Here is a 16,638-nt window from a genome sequence, read left to right as displayed (position 1 = left end):
GCGTAGCTCAGGTCATGCATGCCCTCGTCACCGTAAATAGGACACGGGCCGGCGTCATCGAGGATGATGACGCCGGCCCGTGTCTCGGCATTGACTCAGTTGAGGCCCGTGGTGATCTCTTCGAACTTGCCCTTGAGGCCCGTGCCGAGGGCGGTGACGGCCCCGATGATGACGACGGCGATGAGGGCGACCATCAGGCCGTACTCGACGGCGGTTGCACCGCGCTCGTTGATCTCGTCGCGCTTGGCCTTGAGGTCGTTGACGAGCATGATGGTCATGAACTGGAGCTTCTCGAGCATTGGTTTCCCCTTATGGCATGTGTCTGATGAGTCTCGGTTTCCGAGCCCACGAGGACCCGTCGCGGACTACTCTGCCGAGATGCCGCGGCTTCTTGAATCGGGCGATCGGCTCGCATCCGTAGTTCCTTGTGACTAGGTGCAGATCGCGCTTGCGCTCTCGATGCGCAGTGAGTTCGTCGCTGCCAGGGCTCCCTTGTAGTGGCGACGGTGGATGGTAACCGTCGCGTTCGCTCCGGCAGCACGTGGGACTTCGGGCCAGGAGCGTCACCGGCGTGGTCCCGGGCGGCTTGAGAAGTGATCCAGCGATCAGCCGGAGCATTCTCCCGAGCGGCGGCCGTACCATCAACCAGATCTCCTGCTGCGTCCACAGACGCTTGCCTCCAAAATAGGGACTGGGCCGGCGTCATCCGAGAGGATGACGCCGGCCCGTGCTTCGTCAAGCGTCAGTTGGCGCCGGTGACCGAGTCCTTGACAGTGTTGAACTTGGCGTTGAGGCCCGTCCCGAGGGCGGTGACGGCCCCGATGATCACGACGGCGATGAGGGCGACCATCAGGCCGTACTCGACGGCGGTTGCACCGCGCTCGTTGATCTCGTCGCGCTTGGCCTTGAGGTCGTTGACGAGCATGATCGTTACGAACTGAAGCTTCTCGAGCATGGTATTTCCCCTTTGAGATCAGTGTGATGAGTCTGGATTCCGAGCCCACCAGGACCCGTCGAGGAAAACTCTGCCAAGATCCCGAGCCCTTCGAATCGGGTGATCGGCCCCGGATCCGTAGTCCCTTGTGACTATTCGCCGAACACCCGAACGCGTCTGCAGCCACTCACATGGAGCATGAATAGGCACAGGCCGGTCGCTTACCGTGGCCGCGCCGGACGATGCGTCAAAACCGCTGCGGCGCGGCGTGGTCGAGCAGGCCCATGCGCATGGCCGTCACGAGTGCCTGCGCACGGTTGGCCGCACCGAGCTTCTGGTAGATGTGCGTGATGTGGGTCTTCGCCGTCGACTCGCTCATGTAGAGGGATAAAGCGATCTCCCCAGTGCCAAGGCCGTCTGCGAGCAGGGCGAGAACCTCAGCCTCGCGGCCTGACAGCTTGGGTGGTGCGGGGGACGTGGCTCGGCGCATCACGGCCTGGCTCAGACCGGCGCACAGGAAGGTGCGTGGCGCAACGGCCGCGTGCTTCGCCGCGCTGACGACCTCGGCAGCTCGGGTGTCCTTGCCGACGAATGCGGAGGCCCCCGCCTCCATTGCGGCGAAGATGTGGTCGTCGCCGGCGTGCATGGTCAGCACCACCACGCCGGTGGTGTCGTTGCTCGCACGGATCGTGCGCACGACGTCGAGCCCATGTCCGTCGGGGAACTGCAGGTCGGTGACCACGACGTCGGGCTGGAGGCTCGCCCAGGCCGAGACACCCTCCTGCAGACTGCCGGCCTGTCCCACCACGGTCATGTCCTCGTCACGCTCGAACGCGCGCGCCAGACCTTGCCTGATGAGCTCGTGGTCGTCAACCAGTAGCACGGTGGTGCCCATGGGCAGGATCTCCTTCGCGGGGAGCGGTCGTCGGTGACCGCAGGCTGACGACGGTTCCGCCGTCAGGTGGGGTGGTGATGTCTAGGTGGGCGCCGACTGTCGTGGCGCGCTCGCGCATGGTCTGGAGGCCCCAGTGGTTCTCACGTGGCTCGGCCTGGCCCACGCCGTCGTCGCGGACCTCAAGCTTGAGGCGGGTCCCGTCGGAGTCGAGCACCACCCAGAGGTTGTCGGCCCGCGCGTGCTTGCGTACGTTGCCGATGGCCTCCTGCGCGACACGCAACACCTCGGTGGCGGTGCGCGCGGGAAGCGGTGGACCCGACTCGGCTAGGGAGAGGTGCACCCGCAGGCCGGTGGCGTGCCCCACCTCGCGCGCGTAGTCAGCCAGCGAGCTGGAGAGGCGACCGTCCGAAACCTCGTGGCGTAGGTCGAAGATGGAGAACCGGATCTCCGAGACGAGCCGGGTGATCTCGGCTCGCAGCGCCGAGGCGAGCTCCCGGGTCTGCCCGTGATCGCTGATCGACTCGATCTCGTCCACGATGTAGCCCAGGCCGACGATCTCCTGCGCCACACCGTCGTGCATCTCGCGTGCGATGCGGTTGCGTTCCTCCGACGTCGCCAGTGTGCGGACCTCGTCGAACAGCACCGCCGTATCCAAGCGCACGGCGAACTCGTCTGCCACCTCGCGGGCACGCTCGTCGAGCTCAGGCGTCCACCGAGGTACACCGACGATCACGCAATAGCCGAGCACCTGTTGGGCCCCGCGGAGCGGCACCACGGCTGCTCCCGGCGTCCTTTCGGCATCCGGGGTCTTGATCTCCTGAGCCAGCCGCTCGACGTCGTCCCCGCCATTGAGCGGGCGCAGGGTGTCGTCAGGCTCAGCAATGAAGACCGTCGACCTCGCTCCACCGGTTGCTTCGCGCATTGCGGTGTCGAGCTCGATCACGAGCGAGGCGCTGTCGAGACCGACGCTGCCCGAGCTCGCCAGCTGATGAATGCGTGCCATCAGGTGGTGGGCCGCGGCGTACGGCGCCTCTCGTGCCGCCTGATGCCGCGTCGAGCGGGACTGCCAGCTTGCCAGCGACCCGACCCCGAGGCCGATCACGAGCCAAGGAAGCGTTCCGCCCAGTCGCGCGAGCATGTCACCCTGCGGACTGGCAGCGACCGACGCCGCGGCTGCCAGGCCGGACACGAGGGTGACGTTGAGCGTGGTGACCAGTCCGTGTCGCACACCCGCAGCAATGGGAGCCACAGTCAGGTAGGCGCCGAGCTCAGCGGTCGTCTGGGTCGAGACGAGCAGCATTGTCACGGCCACGGCCTCACCCACGGCGAGCCAGTGGGTGGGATGGTCGCGGGTGACCCACTCCAGGAGGGAGCTCACGGCCGCGACGAGGCCGAGCACCACCAGCATGGGAGCCGACGCGACGAAGACGCTCTGTCCGAGCACGGTCCCCGTCGCCAGAGCGAGCGCGAACACTCGGACGGCGGTCGTGGTGCGCCACGACTGAAGAGCCGGCCGCACCCCGCCTGCGTCGTGAGCAGCGGTCGAGGTCATCGCGTTGTCAGGAACTGCCGAAGGTCGCGGCGATCTGGATTCCCGCGGGACCCAAGATGATGATGAAGAGGCAGGGCAGGATGAACAGCACGAGCGGGATCATGATGCGCACCGGGACTTGTTGCGCCTTCTCCTCGGCCCGCTGCCTGCGCTTGGTGCGCATCTCCGAGCTCTGGATGCGCAGCACTCGCGCGATGGGGATGCCTAGGCTGTCAGCCTGGACCATGGCGCCGCAGAACGACCTCAGCTCGGACATTGACGTACGTTCGGCCATTGCCCTCATCGCTTGCACGCGGCCCACCCCGAGCTGCATCTCCTGAAGCAGGCGAGCGAATTCTTGGTTGAGCGGGCCCTCGCCGTTCTTCGCGACACGGCTGACGGCGGCGTCGAAGCCCAAGCCGGCCTCGACGGAGATGGTGAGAAGGTCCATCGCGTCAGGTAGTGCGTTGCGCATCAGCTTCTCGCGCTTCTGACCGGCGTTGTAGAGCAGGATGTTGGGAAGCACGTAGCCGAAGAGCCCCACCAGCACAGTGACGAGGAACAACTTGTAGAGGGGCCAACCGCGACCGACAAGGTAGACGAAACCCAGGGCCGTGAACACTCCGGCGCCCAGCACCTTAAGGCCGAGGATCCGATTGACGTCCCATGCCGGCGGATTGCCGGCGATGTTGAGCCGGTACTGAATCTTGCGGGCCGTGTCTGCCCGGACCAGGCGTCGACCAAGGCCGACCATGCGTCCCCCGAGCGGGGCGATGACGCGCTCAGCGAAGGGCCTCTCAATCTCCTCCTTGAGCACGCTCGGGGCTGAATCGAGGGCTTGGATTGCGGCGACCGACCGTGCCACGCCGCGCCGCTCGCTCGTGATCACGCCGATGACGCTGAGAGCCAGGAGCATGGACAGGCCGACTAAAACGGCACCAGCCAGAAGGATCGGTTCGCTCACGTCACACCTCCACCTTCGACAGCTTTGCCATAGCAAAGGCGCCGAGTGCCAGCATGAATGCGGCCATTCCGAGCAGGACGAAGCCCGGCAAAGTTGTGTAGAGGACGCTGATGTACTCGGGGTTGGCGTACAGCATGTACAAGCCGATCAGTGGGGGTAGTCCGGTCAAGATGTAGCCCGAGAGTCGGCCCTCTGCCGACAAGGCTTTGACTTGTCGCCTGAGGTACTCGCGCTCACGCAAGGTGTCAGCAACAGTGTGGAGGATCTCCGCCAAGTTGCCGCCCACCTCGCGCTGAATACGGATGGCCATGACGATCCAGTCGAAGTCCTCGCTGTCCATCCGCTGGCCAACGCCCTCGAGCGCGTCGGTGATGTCGACACCGAGGCGCTGCTCGATGAGGGCTCGCCTGAGCTCGCTTGCCATCGGCTCGATGCCCTCGCGGACCACACTGTCGACGGCCTGCGGGAGGGAGAGTCCCGCTTGGAGGCCGCCCGCCATCAGGCCGAGCGTCTCAGCCAACTGACCGTTGAACCGGCTCAGACGTCGTGAGTGACGGAACTTGAGGTAGATCCACGGTACGACGACGCCGAGGACGAAGCCCAGGACAGCAAGCCCAGCGCCGCCGAGGACGAAGCAGACGAGAGCCGAGCCGACGGCCATCCCTGCATGGAGCAGCAGCCACTCGGAGGCGGTCAGGGCCGAGCCGGCACCTGCCAGACGCTGTGAGACTCGCGTCTCGAGGTCGGCGGTGACGACCTTGTCGGCCAAGGCCACGGCGGATCCTTTGAGGTCGGCAGTGGTGTCCGACTTCCGCTTGCCGGGCTTGCCCTCACCGAGGTAGGCGTCGAGGCGCCGTTGCGCCGACGACTTGTTGGGCCCCGACAGGGCCGTGGCCAGGACCCCCGCAAAGCCGAGGGCCAGGGCGACGGCTCCGAGCAGCATGCCCGGCGTGCCCACGAGGGACTTGCCCGAGGTGACGATGTCGGGGCCGGCTGCGACCGTTCCGATGGGGATGAAGGCCGCGTCCGAGTACGTGGTTCCGCCCGCGTTGACGCTCACAGTGAGGTTGACCTCCTCGGCGGCGTCCTGCGGCCGCTCGAAGGTCACGACCAGCTGCTGGGCCAGCGCGTCGGCCTGGGCCGAGAAGACGTCCTGGAGTGCGCTCTGCTCGGCGGGGATCACCTGCCCGCCGGTGCCCTCGGCGAGGGCCGACATCGTCTCGGCGTTCCCGGGGTTGGCCAGGGAGACCACGTCGACGACGACGCCGTCGTCGGTGGCGTCCTTCGCCACGACGTCCAGGGTGGTCGAGCTGCTCGTGTCGCCGCCGTCCGACAGGACGAGAAGTGACCGTGACCCTTCGGTTCCAACCTGCTCCAGCCCTTCGGCCATCGCGTCGTAGACGGCGGTGCCCTTGCGCAGGGTGATGTCGGCCAGGGCGGCGCGTACGGCGTCGTGGTCCGTCGTGGGCTCGATGACGTCACCGATGTCTCCGGCGAAGGGCACGAGCCCGATCCGCACGTCCGCGGGGGCCGAGGACAGGAAGGCGTCCACGGCGGCGGTCGCCGAGGTGAACTTGTCGCCCTGGAGCATGCTGTTGCTCGCGTCGAGGACCAGGACGGTGGTGCGTTCGACGTCGCCGGCGGAGATGACCTTGGCCGTGGAGTCGACGGTGCGCCCATCGACGTCGACCTCGACCGAGGCTGGGTCGGCGGTGGCTCCAGCCGGGACGCCGTCGACTGCGAGGACCAGCGACACCTCGCCGTCGACCGTCTCGACGTGGTCGATGCTGATCTCGTCGGCCGCGTTGGCCGGAAGCGCGACCGCGAGGGTCAGGATCCCGGCGGCGCCCAGGGCCGCCGCCGCTCGGGCAGCGTACGTCCGCCTCATCGCAGCGTTCCCCCGGTGGCGAAGATGGCGGGATCCACGTGCACGCCGTGGTCGGTGAGGCGCTCCAGGAAGCGTGGTCGTAGCCCCATCGACTTCAGACCGCCCTTGAACTTCCCGTTCTCGTCCAGTCCGGCGGCGTAGTCGAAGAGGAAGACGTCCTGCGTCGTGATGATGTCGCCCTCCATGCCCACGATCTCCGTGATTGCGGTGATGCGGCGGGTGCCGTCCTTGAGACGGGTCTGCTGGATGATCAGGTCCACGGCACTCGCGACCTGCTCACGGATGGCCCGGACGGGCAGGTCCATGCCCGCCATCAGCACCATGGTCTCCAGGCGGGCGAGCGCGTCGCGCGGAGTGTTGGCGTGCAAGGTCGAGATGGAGCCGTCGTGGCCGGTGTTCATCGCCTGCAGCATGTCGAGGGCCGCGGCGTCACGGATCTCACCGACGACCACGCGGTCGGGCCGCATGCGCAGGGAGTTCTTCACGAGGTCGCGGATGGTGACCGCTCCCTTGCCTTCGATGTTCGCCGGGCGGGACTCGAGCCTGAGCACGTGGTCCTGGCCGAGCCGGAGCTCGGCGGCGTCCTCGATGGTGACGATGCGCTCGTCCTCGGGGATGAAGGCGGAGAGGACGTTGAGGGTCGTCGTCTTGCCGGAGCCGGTGCCCCCCGACACGAGGATGTTGAGCCGCCCCCGGACGCACCCTTCGAGGAGACCTGCCGAGGCGGGGGTGAGGGTGCCGAAGTTGATCAGGTCGTCGACCGTGTACGGGTCCTCGGAGAACTTGCGGATCGTGAGCTTCGAGCCGTCCAGCGCGAGGGGAGGGATGATCGCGTTGACGCGGCTTCCGTCGGGCAGGCGGGCGTCACACATCGGGCTGGTCTCGTCGACCCGGCGCCCGATCTTGCTCACGATCTTGTCGATGGTGCGCCGCAGGTGCGCCTCGTCCGTGAACGCCGTGTCGACCTTGACCAGCTTGCCGTTGCGCTCCACGAAGATGTCCTGGTAGGTGTTCACCATGACCTCGGACAGGCTCGGGTCGCGGAGCAACGGCTCGATCGGCCCGTAGCCGAGGATGTCGTCCGCGATCTCCTGTGACACCCGGGTGCGGTCGGCCGACGACATCGGGATGTCGGCGTCGGCGATGGCCGTCTGCAGGGCGAGGCGCACCTGCTGCTCGAGCTCCGAGTGCGTCATGTGAGCGTCGTAGAGCTTGGGCCCGAGCGACTCGACGAGCCTCTGGTGCACGACGCGCTTGAGGTCCTGGAAGGGGTCGGTCTTCGACGGGGCGTTCTTGCGCTTCGGCGCGCTCACGGACGGCACGGGGACGTTGCTCGACCCGCCCGCGGCACCGGGGAGCGGTGCCTCGATGGTCTCGGTGGTGCGACCGCGTGCAGCGGCCAGTCGGTCTGTCAGGCTCACGTCAGCCCCTCCTCAGGCGGAGCCGGGAGCCGCTCGACTTCCGGCTCGACGGGTTGCCCTCGTCCACTCCGGCGGACTTGCCGGCGATGGTCGCCACGCTCTTCGAGAACGACACGAGGGCCTTGCTGTTGGGATGTCCGGGGTAGGCGCTGACCAGCGCCTCGCCGCGGTTGACCGCGGCCAGGACCTCGCGGCTCGACACGAGCGAGCAGTCGGCCTCGAGGTCGAGGGTCTTCTCGTACTCCTCGGTCGTCAGGCCGACCTTGCCGTCGGCACGGTTGAGGACGAACTTCCAGGTCGACTTCGGGAAGTTGAGCATCTCGAGCGTGCTCGTCGCGAGCTTGAGCGCCTTAAGCGAGGGAATGTCGAGCGTGCCCACCAGCACGATCAGGTCCGAGCGGTCCAGGGCACACAGTGCGTGGTCGTCGAAGACGCCGGACGTGTCGACGACGACGAAGTCCACCATCCGCCGGAGCGCGTCGAGGAGCTTGCCGATGTCGTCCACGGACGCCTGGTCGGGGGAGTCCAGCCGCACCGGCGCGGCGACGACGGACAGGTTGTCCGAGTGGTGCGTCAGGATCGACCCGATGCCTTCCGCCTCGATCACGCCGTTGAAGCCGACGAGGTCGTTGATCGTGCGCTGCGGAGTCAGCTGCAGCATGATCGCCACGTCGCCGCTGTTGATGTCGAGGTCCACCAGGCACGTGCTGCGGCCGCTGCTCGCCAGTGCGACGCCGAGGTTGGTCGCGACCAGGCTCTTACCGACGCCTCCCTTGGTGGAGAAGACGGTCACGATCTTGCCGCGAGGGGCATCTGCCTCGGCCTGGGCGTCTGCCGCGGCCTTGGCCACCTCCGCGGCCACCTCGGCGCGTGCCGTCTGTGCCGCGGCCTGGACCTCGTCGAGCATGGTCTGGCCGATGGCGTTGGCGACGCTGCGCGCACGCTGCACGGCGGTGGTGATTCCAGCCAGGTCGCGCGCGGCCACCACCTCCCGCATGCCGCTTCGGAGGGCGAGCGCGAGCGTGTTGCTGTCGACCTCGTGACGGAGGAGGATCACGCCCAGGTCCGGTCGGTGCACCCGGGCCCACTGCGCCATCTCGGCGGCGGACTCGCCGGGAACCGAGGGTCCGATCACGACGGCGAACTCGGCCTCCGCCGTGCGGATGTGCTGCTCGAGGCCCTCGAGGTCCGCGAACGCCTGGGACCCGTGCAGCATGGCCTGCAGGATGGATCGTTGTGCCCCGTCGGGCTCGAGGACGGCGGTCACGGCTGGCCCCGGAAGATCTCGGGGAAGACGTCGCCGAGCCGCGCACCGGGCTGGTCGGAGATCTTGGTGTCCTCGGTCAGGAGCGCGAAGTTGAGCTCCGAGGTGCGGTCGGCCTGGAACAGCTTCTCCGCTTCGTCCTGGGTCACCGCGAGGGTGAGGATGGTGCGCGCGACCTCTTCGGTGGTGGCTCCGTCCTCGCCCTCGGTGGTGCGAGAGCTGACGCTCGTCGTCCCGACGCCGAGGACCGGGACCCGGGTGAGGACGATGCGCGTGATGCTGCCGAGCTTCTGCTCCTTGTTGTCCGGCAGCAGCGCGACCGGATCGAGCGCGGTGCCGAACACAGCCACTTCGTTCCCTGGGTTGACGAAACCCGCGACGCGTTCGAAGTCGGTGAGCTCGACCGACACTGCCATCTTGTCGTCCGGGATCACCAGGCCGCCCTGGGTGTCGCCCAGGCTGCCGAACTTCTTGGGGATCAGCTGTTCGCCCGGGAAGATCGTCCCGATGGCGACGAGGTCGGAGATCGAGGAGGTGGATGACAACCCACCCTCGACCAGGTCCGCGCGTCGCACCTCGGTCTTCTCGATCTTGCCGGCCTCCTGGGCATCGCTCACAGACTCACCCGAGTCGATGGTCTCGGTGGCCACCAGAACCTCGACGAGCTCCTGGTCCTTGGTGGCACGCGCGTCGATGCCCTGAACGTAGAGCACGATCATGGCCGTGCCGGCGAGCGCGATGAGAACGGCAACGAGAAGAAGTACGGATCGACGAGCCATGGTGCGGTCCTTCGCAGGTCGTGGGAGCCCCACGGCGGGGTCCCGGGCGCGCAGGAGACTCGGGGGGTGTCGCACAGAACCGGCCCCGGAGCCATCCCAGCGCGATGAATCTAGGGGCGTCCCAGCAGGGCCGTGGGCTAAACCGAGCAAACCACCCGAACATGGCACCGAGGTAGTCCGTTGTGACTACCGCGGCCTAGTCGAGGTCTAGCCCGAGGTGCGGAGGAGGGCCGACCCGACGAGGTCATTCAGCCGAGGTAGAGCGCCTCGATCTCCTCGCGCGACTCGCGCATCACGACGCGCCGCTTCAGCTTCAGGCTCGGGGTGAGCTGGCCGCCCTCCTCGGTCCACTCGCCCGGCAGGATCGTGAACTTGCGGATGGACTCCGCCTTCGACACGGCCTTGTTGGCGTCGTCGACGGCCTCCTGGACCGCGGCGACCAGGTCGGGGTCGTCGATGAGGGCGTCGACGTCGGCCGACTTGCCGTGCTGGTCGGCCCAGGCCGGGAACGTCTCCCGGTCGATCGTGACGAGCGCGCCGATGAACGGCTGTCCGTCGCCGACGACGAGGCACTGGTCGACGAGGGCGTGGGCCCGGAGCCGGTCCTCCAGGACGGCCGGCGCGACGTTCTTGCCGCCCGCCGTCACGAGGATCTCCTTCTTGCGGCCGGTGATGCGGACGAATCCCTCGTCGTCGACCTCGCCGACGTCGCCGGTGTGGAACCAGCCGTCGCGGTCGATCGCCTCGGACGTCGCGTCCTCGCGGCGCCAGTAGCCCGCGAAGACCTGACCGCCGCGGAAGAGCAGCTCCCCGTCGTCGGCAACGCGCACGCTCGTGCCGGGCAGCGGACGACCGACCGTCCCGATCTTCGTGGCGTCGGGGAGGTTGGCGGACAGGGCGGCCGTCGTCTCGGTCAGGCCGTAGCCCTCGAGCACGGTGAGGCCGATGCCGCGGTAGAAGTGGCCGAGCCGGTCGCCCAGTGGCGCGCCGCCGGAGATGGCGTACGCGCAGCTCCCGCCGAGCCCCTGGCGCAGCTTGCCGTAGACCAGCCGGTCGAAGAGCGCGTGCTGCGCTCGGAGGCGCACCGGCACCCGCTTGCCGTCCGACGCCCGCGACCAGGCGATCGCGACGTCTGCTGCGCGGTCGAAGATCCGGCCGCGCCCGTCGGCGGTGGCCCGCTGGGAGGCGCTGTTGAAGACCTTCTCGAACACGCGCGGCACGGCCAGGATGAACGTCGGCCTGAACTCGCCGAGGTCGGTCACCAGGTTCTTGATGTCTGCGCTGTGGCCCATCTTGGCCCTGCTCTTGACGCAACCGACCTGGATGATGCGTGCGAAGACGTGAGCGAGCGGAAGGAAGAGGAGGGTCGAGGCGTCCTCGGTGTCGAAGAGGTCGGCCAGCTCGTCGACCGCGACCCCGAGCTCGAACATGAAGTTGCCGTGCGTGAGCATGCAGCCCTTGGGCTTGCCGGTCGTGCCGCTGGTGTAGATCAGTGTGGCGACGTCCTGAGGCGTCGCCGTCGTACGACGCTGCTCGAGCACGTCGTCGGAGATGTCGGACCCGAGGCGGCCGAGCACGTCGACCGCGTTGTCCTGGAGCGACCACACGTGCTGCAGCTCGGTGAGGTCGCCGGACCGCCGGGCCTCGCGGACCCGGGCGAGGTGGTCGGGGCCCTCCGCCACGATGGCGCGCGCACCCGAGTCCTGGAGGATCCAGCCGATCTGCTCGGCGGAGGACGTCTCGTAGATCGGCACGGTGACGGCGCCGGCGAACCAGATGGCGTAGTCGAGCAGCGTCCACTCGTAGCGGGTCTTGGAGAGGATGGCGACGCGGTCACCGAGCTCGACGCCCGCGGCGACCAGCCCCTTGGCGACGGCCTGCACCTCGTCGAGGAACTCGGCGGCGGTGACGTCGGACCACTCGTCGCCGGTGCGCCGGCTGAACACCACGGTGTCGGCGAAGTCGCGTCCGTTGGTGACCACGTCGTCGGTGAGGTTCCCGGTCGACGGGATGGTGATGGCGAGCGGCGTCGAGAACTCCCGCACGGTGGAACCTCCTGGAGCGTGGTGGACTGCGGTCCGCAGGCTATCGCCCGGGCAGCCGCCCCGAGAACGCCCGGTGCCACCGGCCCGGGGCTGCCGCACCCGTGGACTAGGCTCCGGCCATGGCCGAACAGACCTCTTCATCGATCGTCGTCGACGCTCCTCCGGCCGACGTGATGGCCGTCATCGCCGACTTCGAGTCCTATCCCGAGTGGGCCAAGGGCGTGCAGAAGGCGGAGGTCGTCGAGCCGGGGACCGGTGACCGCGCCGACCAGGTCTACTTCGCTCTCGACGTCTCGCCGATCAAGGACGAGTACACCCTCGCCTACGACTGGGACGGCGACCGCGAGGTCACGTGGACCCTCGTCGAGGGCAACATGCTCCGGGCCCTCGACGGTGCCTACACCCTGGTCGACCGGGGCGACGGCAGCACCGAGGTCACCTACCGACTCGCGCTCGACGTGAGCATCCCGTTGATCGGGATGCTCAAGCGCAAGGGCGAGAAGATCCTCATCGACGCCGCGCTGAAGGGCCTCAAGAAGCGCGTCGAGTCGCTCTGACCGCGGTCGGGCGATGCGGATCCTGCTGTTCACCGGCAAGGGCGGCGTGGGCAAGTCGACCCTCGCCGCGGCCACGGCGTGCGCCAGCGCGGCAGCCGGCCACAGGACGCTCGTGCTCTCGACCGACGCCGCCCATTCGCTGGCCGACGCACTGGACGTGCCTGCCACGTCGGAGCCGTCCGAGGCCGCCACGAACCTGTGGGTGCAGCACGTCGACGCGCAGCAACGGTTCGAGCGGTCGTGGGCGGACATCCAGGGCTACCTCCTGAGCGTGCTCGACGTGGCCGGGGTCGACCCCGTCGCCGCCGAGGAGCTGACGGTCATCCCCGGCGCGGAGGAGGTGCTCGCCCTTCTCGAGGTGCGCGCCCAGGCGCGGTCGGGGGAGTGGGACGTGCTGGTCGTCGACTGCGCGCCGACCGCCGAGACCCTGCGCCTCCTTGCGCTGCCCGAGGCGCTCGGGTGGTACATGACCCGGGTCCTCCCGGTCGAGCGACGCGTCGTCAAGGCGCTCAAGCCCGTCCTGACCCGGGCGGCGGGCGTGCCGATGCCTGAGGACTCGGTGTTCGACGCCATCGAGCGGCTCCACGCCGACCTCGACGACGTCCGCGCCGTGCTGGCCGGACCGGAGACGTCGGTCCGTCTGGTGCTGACCCCCGAGTCAGTGGTGCTGGCCGAGGCGAGGCGGGCCTACACGTTCCTGACGCTCTTCGGCTACCGCGTCGACACGGCGATCGTGAACCGCGTCTTCCCCGAAGGGGGTGCCGACGCATGGCGGCGCAGCTGGGTCGCTGCGCAGGCGCGTCACCTCGAGGATGCCGCCGACTCGTTCGCCGGGCTCGAGCTCCACACGTCGGTCTACCGGGCGGTCGAGCCGGTGGGGCGCGACGAGCTGCTCGACCTCGCGGCATCGGTGTACGACGACGTGGACCCGATCGCGCCCGGCGCGTCCGTGCCCGCGATGTCCGTCAGCACCACGTCGGCCGGGCTCGTGCTGTCCCTTCCCCTGCCCCTGGCGGCCCAGGACGACGTCGGCCTCGTGCGCAAGGGCGACGAGCTGATCGTCTCGGTCGCGTCCTACCGTCGTCTCGTGACGCTGCCGACAGGTCTCGCGCGGCACCGCGTGGCCGGTGCGCGCGTGCGCGACGGACAGCTGCAGGTCCGGTTTACTGCAGCCGCCGAGCTGCCCGAGGAGGTCTCGTGACTGACGCCGAGCGTGACGAGGTCGGCTCACTCGGCGAGGAGGCGGCCAAGCTCCTCGGTGCGCTGTCCGGCTGGGCGCGCGAGCACGGGGTCGAGGCCGGCGACGGACTGTCCGGACTCGCGTCGCAGGCCGCTGCCTCCGCCCACGAGCTCAACGACCACCTCGCCACCGGCGCCGCGGAGTGCACGGTGTGCCCCCTGTGCCGCACGATCAGTGCCGTGCGCCAGGCCAGCCCGGAGGTGACGGCGCACCTGAGTTCTGCCGTGGTCTCGTTGGCGGAAGCTGCTGCTGCGTTCATGACGACGATGCCCGGCCACCGATCGGCGCACGAGGATCGCACCAGCGTGGAACACATCGACCTGGACGACGACTGGCCCGACCGCCGTGACCTATGAGGTCAGCCAGTGAGTCGAGTCCGTCGCATGCCGCCGTCGCACTCGGCGCCGAGCGCGCAGTCTGACTCCCCGTAGGACCCGGACGTCCGCGAGTTGATGTACTTGATGACGATGTAGTTCGTCTGGTTGTTGTCAGGGTCGCCGACGCCAGTAAAGGTGTTGCCCGCACACGCGCCTGTCGTGGAGAAGTATTTCTCGTTCTTGCTGAATCGATATCCACAGATGACTGCCGCGACCATCTTGTAGACCGGGAAGGTCGCGTTGGTTCCGGACCCCTCCACCGTGGAAGCGCTGCACTGGGGCTCCACGCAGAAGACGGGGAACAGGCTTTCTGCCTCTGTCATGACCAGGTCCTTCCATGCGCTGGCGATCTGGCCGCTGTCGATGCCGCCGGGGTCACCGCCCATGCATGCCCCGTCGCCGGAAGGTCCAGTGTCACAGGCTGCCTCGAGGGTGATCGTCAGTTCACCCGGCGTGGTCGCATCACCCTGGCCCGGGACCACGGTCACCGCGTCTCGACAACCGTCCCGAATCTGGTCCTCGAGCTCCTTCGTCGATCCCGTGGGTTGGTTCGGGCAGTCGAGCGTCCACCAGTTGCCAGCGGCGCCAGCCGTCGGACACTGGGGCGGCGGGCTGAATCCGCCTCCGGGGTAGTAGATCTGCACGAAGTCGCCGTTGGTGGGAGCGGAGGCAAACGCTGCTGAGCACAACGCTAGCGGCCGCACGTTCTCCTTTGCAGTAGGCGCGACATCGACAGTCGCCTGCGCCTGTCGATTCGTGGTGACCTTGTCCTGGCCGCCGAACACGCCGGTGAACTGAGCGTCAGTCGTACCAGAGTTGCCGAACGTGACGTTCACGACCTTGAGCTGGGGGTCGCACGAGACCTTCCACGCTGTCGTGTCTTCGGTCCAGCTGACATCCGGGTAGTTCTTCTTGGCAACCGCGATGGCAGCCAGGTGCGCGGCGTTCACGGCAGCCGAGTTGGAACGGATGTTGTCGCAGGTGCCCTTGTACTCCGTCAGGGTCTGGGCGCCGGCCAACGCACCGGCGTCAGCGGCCTTCTGGAGGTTCCGGTCGCTCACATAGGCCGCGCCGAGGTCGACGGTGAAGGCCGAAAGGCCGATCAGGAAGACCGCAAGGAGTGCGACGAGGACTGCGATTGCGCCACGCTCATCATCGCGCACCGGGGTCACTGGTACTCGCACTGGAACTCCGCCTGACTCTTGAGGTCCACTGACTTCGGCACCAGGGACCCCGGCAGCGGCCACGGGATCAGGAAGGAGGCCTTCACCGTGCCGCGGACAACCAGATTCTCTCCGAAGTCGCTGCCATCGCAAGTCGAACCGGCTCCGCTGGGATAGGACACGGCGAAGCCCGACGTCTGGGACTTGGCGATGACTGTTGAGTTCCACTGGTCCGTCGTCACCGTGACCGCGTCCTTACCGGTGTCCACGACAGCAGCGCGGGCTCCCGCTCGAACTGAGTTGTCCAGCGCCAGCTGCTGGGAGAAGACCAGGCCGAAGTTCACGATGCCCGCGATGATCATGAGGAGCGGGATCACCACGAGCGCGAACTCGACCGCCGACGCACCCCTGTCGGTACGCGTGTTCTTGTCGATGCGCCAGCGCATGAGATCCCCTTTCCCCGAGGTGTCCGTCCGTCACCGTAGGAGGTGTCGGTCTCGGGTGTCGCTGGTTTGACGACACTCGTGGCCGTCCGTGACGCAAGATGGCTCGAAGTGACTAAGGCACCTGTCCGATCGGGCCATGCATCGTGCGGTGCGCCAAGATGTCCCGCGTGAACGAGGGCGTGGTGGTCGGGGTCGACATCGGCGGCACCAAGGTGCTGGCGGGAGTGGTCGACGACGCGGGGCGGGTCGTGCGGACGGCACGTCGTACGACGCCCGGACGACGGGTCGTGACCAGCCGCGTCGAGGACGCGCTGGTCGAGGCGGTCCTCGACGCTGCTGGCAGTGCGCCCCTCGCGGGCGTCGGGGTCGCCGCGGCCGGCTTCGTCGACTCGGCGGGCGATCGCGTCATGTTCGCACCCCACCTGCCCTGGCAGGGCGAGCCGCTCAAGGACCTGCTCGAGGACCGGCTCGGCTGCCCGGTCGGCCTCGACAACGACGCCAACTGCGCCGCGCGCGCAGAGGCCCGCTACGGCGCGGCCAGGGGCGCTGCCTCGGCGCTGATGGTCACCATGGGCACCGGCATCGGGGGTTCGGTGCTGCTCGAGGGACGGGTGGTGCGCGGCGCCAACGGGATGGCGGGGGAGTTCGGGCACATGCAGGTCGTGCCGGACGGCCAGCCCTGCGAGTGCGGCCGGCGGGGCTGCTGGGAGCAGTACTCCTCCGGCAACGCGCTCGTCCGCAATGCCCGCGCCCTGATGGTCGAGCAGCCGTCGGTCCTCGCGGACATGACGGACGGCAACCCGGACCGGGTCACCGGACCCATGGTCACCAGTGCCGCTGAAGAGGGAGACCTCGTCGCGCGCCGGTCCTTCGCGTCCGTCGGCGACTGGCTCGGCGTCGGCGTCGCGAACCTCGTCGCAGCCCTCGACCCCGAGGTGGTGGTCATCGGCGGTGGTGTGTCGGCCGCGGGGGACCGACTCCTCGAGCCGGCCCGGGACGCGTTGCGTCGCACGCTGGTGGGCGCAGCACATCGTCGGGTCCCGGACCTGCTCGCGGCCGAGCTGGGCCCACAGGCAGGCATGATCGGCGGCGCGCTGCTGGTCGGGTGACGGGACCCCGGACGGCGGCGTCGTG

At 68.3% G+C, this 16,638-nt stretch carries 16 protein-coding genes; 4 read left to right on the top strand and 12 right to left on the bottom strand.

The features are described 5' to 3' along the window. Positions 1-95 precede the first annotated feature (95 nt). The 10 genes from ACFQW6_RS08380 to ACFQW6_RS08335 form a co-directional block, all read right to left on the bottom strand. Complete coding sequence (locus ACFQW6_RS08380) at positions 96-299, bottom strand: Flp family type IVb pilin (protein WP_378543177.1); 204 nt, start codon at positions 297-299, stop codon at positions 96-98. A gap of 443 nt (positions 300-742) precedes the next feature. Then, entirely contained in the window at positions 743-955 is a 213-nt protein-coding gene (locus ACFQW6_RS08375) for a Flp family type IVb pilin (protein WP_378543175.1), read from the bottom strand. A gap of 226 nt (positions 956-1,181) precedes the next feature. Then, on the bottom strand, positions 1,182-1,829 hold the full coding sequence (locus ACFQW6_RS08370; protein ID WP_378543173.1) for a response regulator: 648 nt from the start codon (positions 1,827-1,829) through the stop codon (positions 1,182-1,184). Then, positions 1,804-3,381, bottom strand: coding sequence for a sensor histidine kinase (locus tag ACFQW6_RS08365; protein ID WP_378543171.1), 1,578 nt, complete (start codon positions 3,379-3,381; stop codon positions 1,804-1,806). The genes ACFQW6_RS08370 and ACFQW6_RS08365 overlap by 26 nt, the downstream gene beginning before the upstream one ends. Positions 3,382-3,388: 7 nt before the next feature. Then, positions 3,389-4,324 carry a type II secretion system F family protein gene (locus tag ACFQW6_RS08360; RefSeq protein WP_378543169.1) on the bottom strand — a complete coding sequence of 312 codons (936 nt, stop codon included), beginning with the start codon at positions 4,322-4,324 and terminating at the stop codon, positions 3,389-3,391. A 1-nt stretch (position 4,325) separates the two neighbouring features. Then, the gene (locus tag ACFQW6_RS08355; protein WP_378543167.1) at positions 4,326-6,212 is read right to left on the bottom strand and encodes a type II secretion system F family protein; all 1,887 of its coding nucleotides are present in this window, start codon (positions 6,210-6,212) and stop codon (positions 4,326-4,328) included. Then, positions 6,209-7,633, bottom strand: coding sequence for a CpaF family protein (locus tag ACFQW6_RS08350; protein ID WP_378543165.1), 1,425 nt, complete (start codon positions 7,631-7,633; stop codon positions 6,209-6,211). Before ACFQW6_RS08350 ends, ACFQW6_RS08355 begins: the two co-directional genes overlap by 4 nt. A gap of 1 nt (position 7,634) precedes the next feature. Further along, positions 7,635-8,900 carry a CpaE family protein gene (locus ACFQW6_RS08345; RefSeq protein WP_378543163.1) on the bottom strand — a complete coding sequence of 422 codons (1,266 nt, stop codon included), beginning with the start codon at positions 8,898-8,900 and terminating at the stop codon, positions 7,635-7,637. Continuing rightward, entirely contained in the window at positions 8,897-9,676 is a 780-nt protein-coding gene (cpaB, locus tag ACFQW6_RS08340) for a Flp pilus assembly protein CpaB (protein ID WP_378543161.1), read from the bottom strand. Before cpaB ends, ACFQW6_RS08345 begins: the two co-directional genes overlap by 4 nt. A gap of 248 nt (positions 9,677-9,924) precedes the next feature. Next, complete coding sequence (locus ACFQW6_RS08335; protein WP_378543159.1) at positions 9,925-11,721, bottom strand: AMP-dependent synthetase/ligase; 1,797 nt, start codon at positions 11,719-11,721, stop codon at positions 9,925-9,927. Positions 11,722-11,840: 119 nt separating this feature from the next. Here ACFQW6_RS08335 and ACFQW6_RS08330 point away from each other — a divergent pair, with 119 nt between their 5' ends. The 3 genes from ACFQW6_RS08330 to ACFQW6_RS08320 are packed head-to-tail and all read left to right on the top strand — an operon-like array spanning position 11,841 to position 13,874. Beyond that, entirely contained in the window at positions 11,841-12,278 is a 438-nt protein-coding gene (locus ACFQW6_RS08330) for an SRPBCC family protein (RefSeq protein ID WP_378543158.1), read from the top strand. A 13-nt stretch (positions 12,279-12,291) separates the two neighbouring features. Beyond that, the gene (locus ACFQW6_RS08325) at positions 12,292-13,479 is read left to right on the top strand and encodes an ArsA family ATPase (protein WP_378543156.1); all 1,188 of its coding nucleotides are present in this window, start codon (positions 12,292-12,294) and stop codon (positions 13,477-13,479) included. Next, positions 13,476-13,874 (top strand): hypothetical protein, encoded by a 399-nt coding sequence (locus ACFQW6_RS08320; RefSeq protein ID WP_378543154.1) that lies wholly within the window; start codon positions 13,476-13,478, stop codon positions 13,872-13,874. The genes ACFQW6_RS08325 and ACFQW6_RS08320 overlap by 4 nt, the downstream gene beginning before the upstream one ends. Positions 13,875-13,876: 2 nt before the next feature. Here ACFQW6_RS08320 and ACFQW6_RS08315 read toward each other — a convergent pair whose 3' ends face one another. Then, positions 13,877-15,067 (bottom strand): pilus assembly protein TadG-related protein, encoded by a 1,191-nt coding sequence (locus ACFQW6_RS08315; RefSeq protein ID WP_378543152.1) that lies wholly within the window; start codon positions 15,065-15,067, stop codon positions 13,877-13,879. Then, a complete protein-coding gene (locus ACFQW6_RS08310; RefSeq protein ID WP_378543150.1) occupies positions 15,064-15,504 on the bottom strand; it encodes a TadE/TadG family type IV pilus assembly protein in 441 nt (146 codons plus the stop codon). Before ACFQW6_RS08310 ends, ACFQW6_RS08315 begins: the two co-directional genes overlap by 4 nt. A 167-nt stretch (positions 15,505-15,671) precedes the next feature. On the opposite strand from ACFQW6_RS08310, the gene ACFQW6_RS08305 reads away from it, so the two are divergent. Continuing rightward, the gene (locus ACFQW6_RS08305; protein ID WP_378543148.1) at positions 15,672-16,613 is read left to right on the top strand and encodes an ROK family protein; all 942 of its coding nucleotides are present in this window, start codon (positions 15,672-15,674) and stop codon (positions 16,611-16,613) included. Positions 16,614-16,638: the final 25 nt, after the last annotated feature.

Origin of the sequence: Nocardioides sp. GCM10028917, assembly GCF_042666175.1 — a bacterium.
Lineage (GTDB): Bacteria > Actinomycetota > Actinomycetes > Propionibacteriales > Nocardioidaceae > Nocardioides.
The sequence above is the reverse complement of the archived record's forward strand: the minus strand, read 5'-3'. Positions and strand labels throughout refer to the sequence as shown.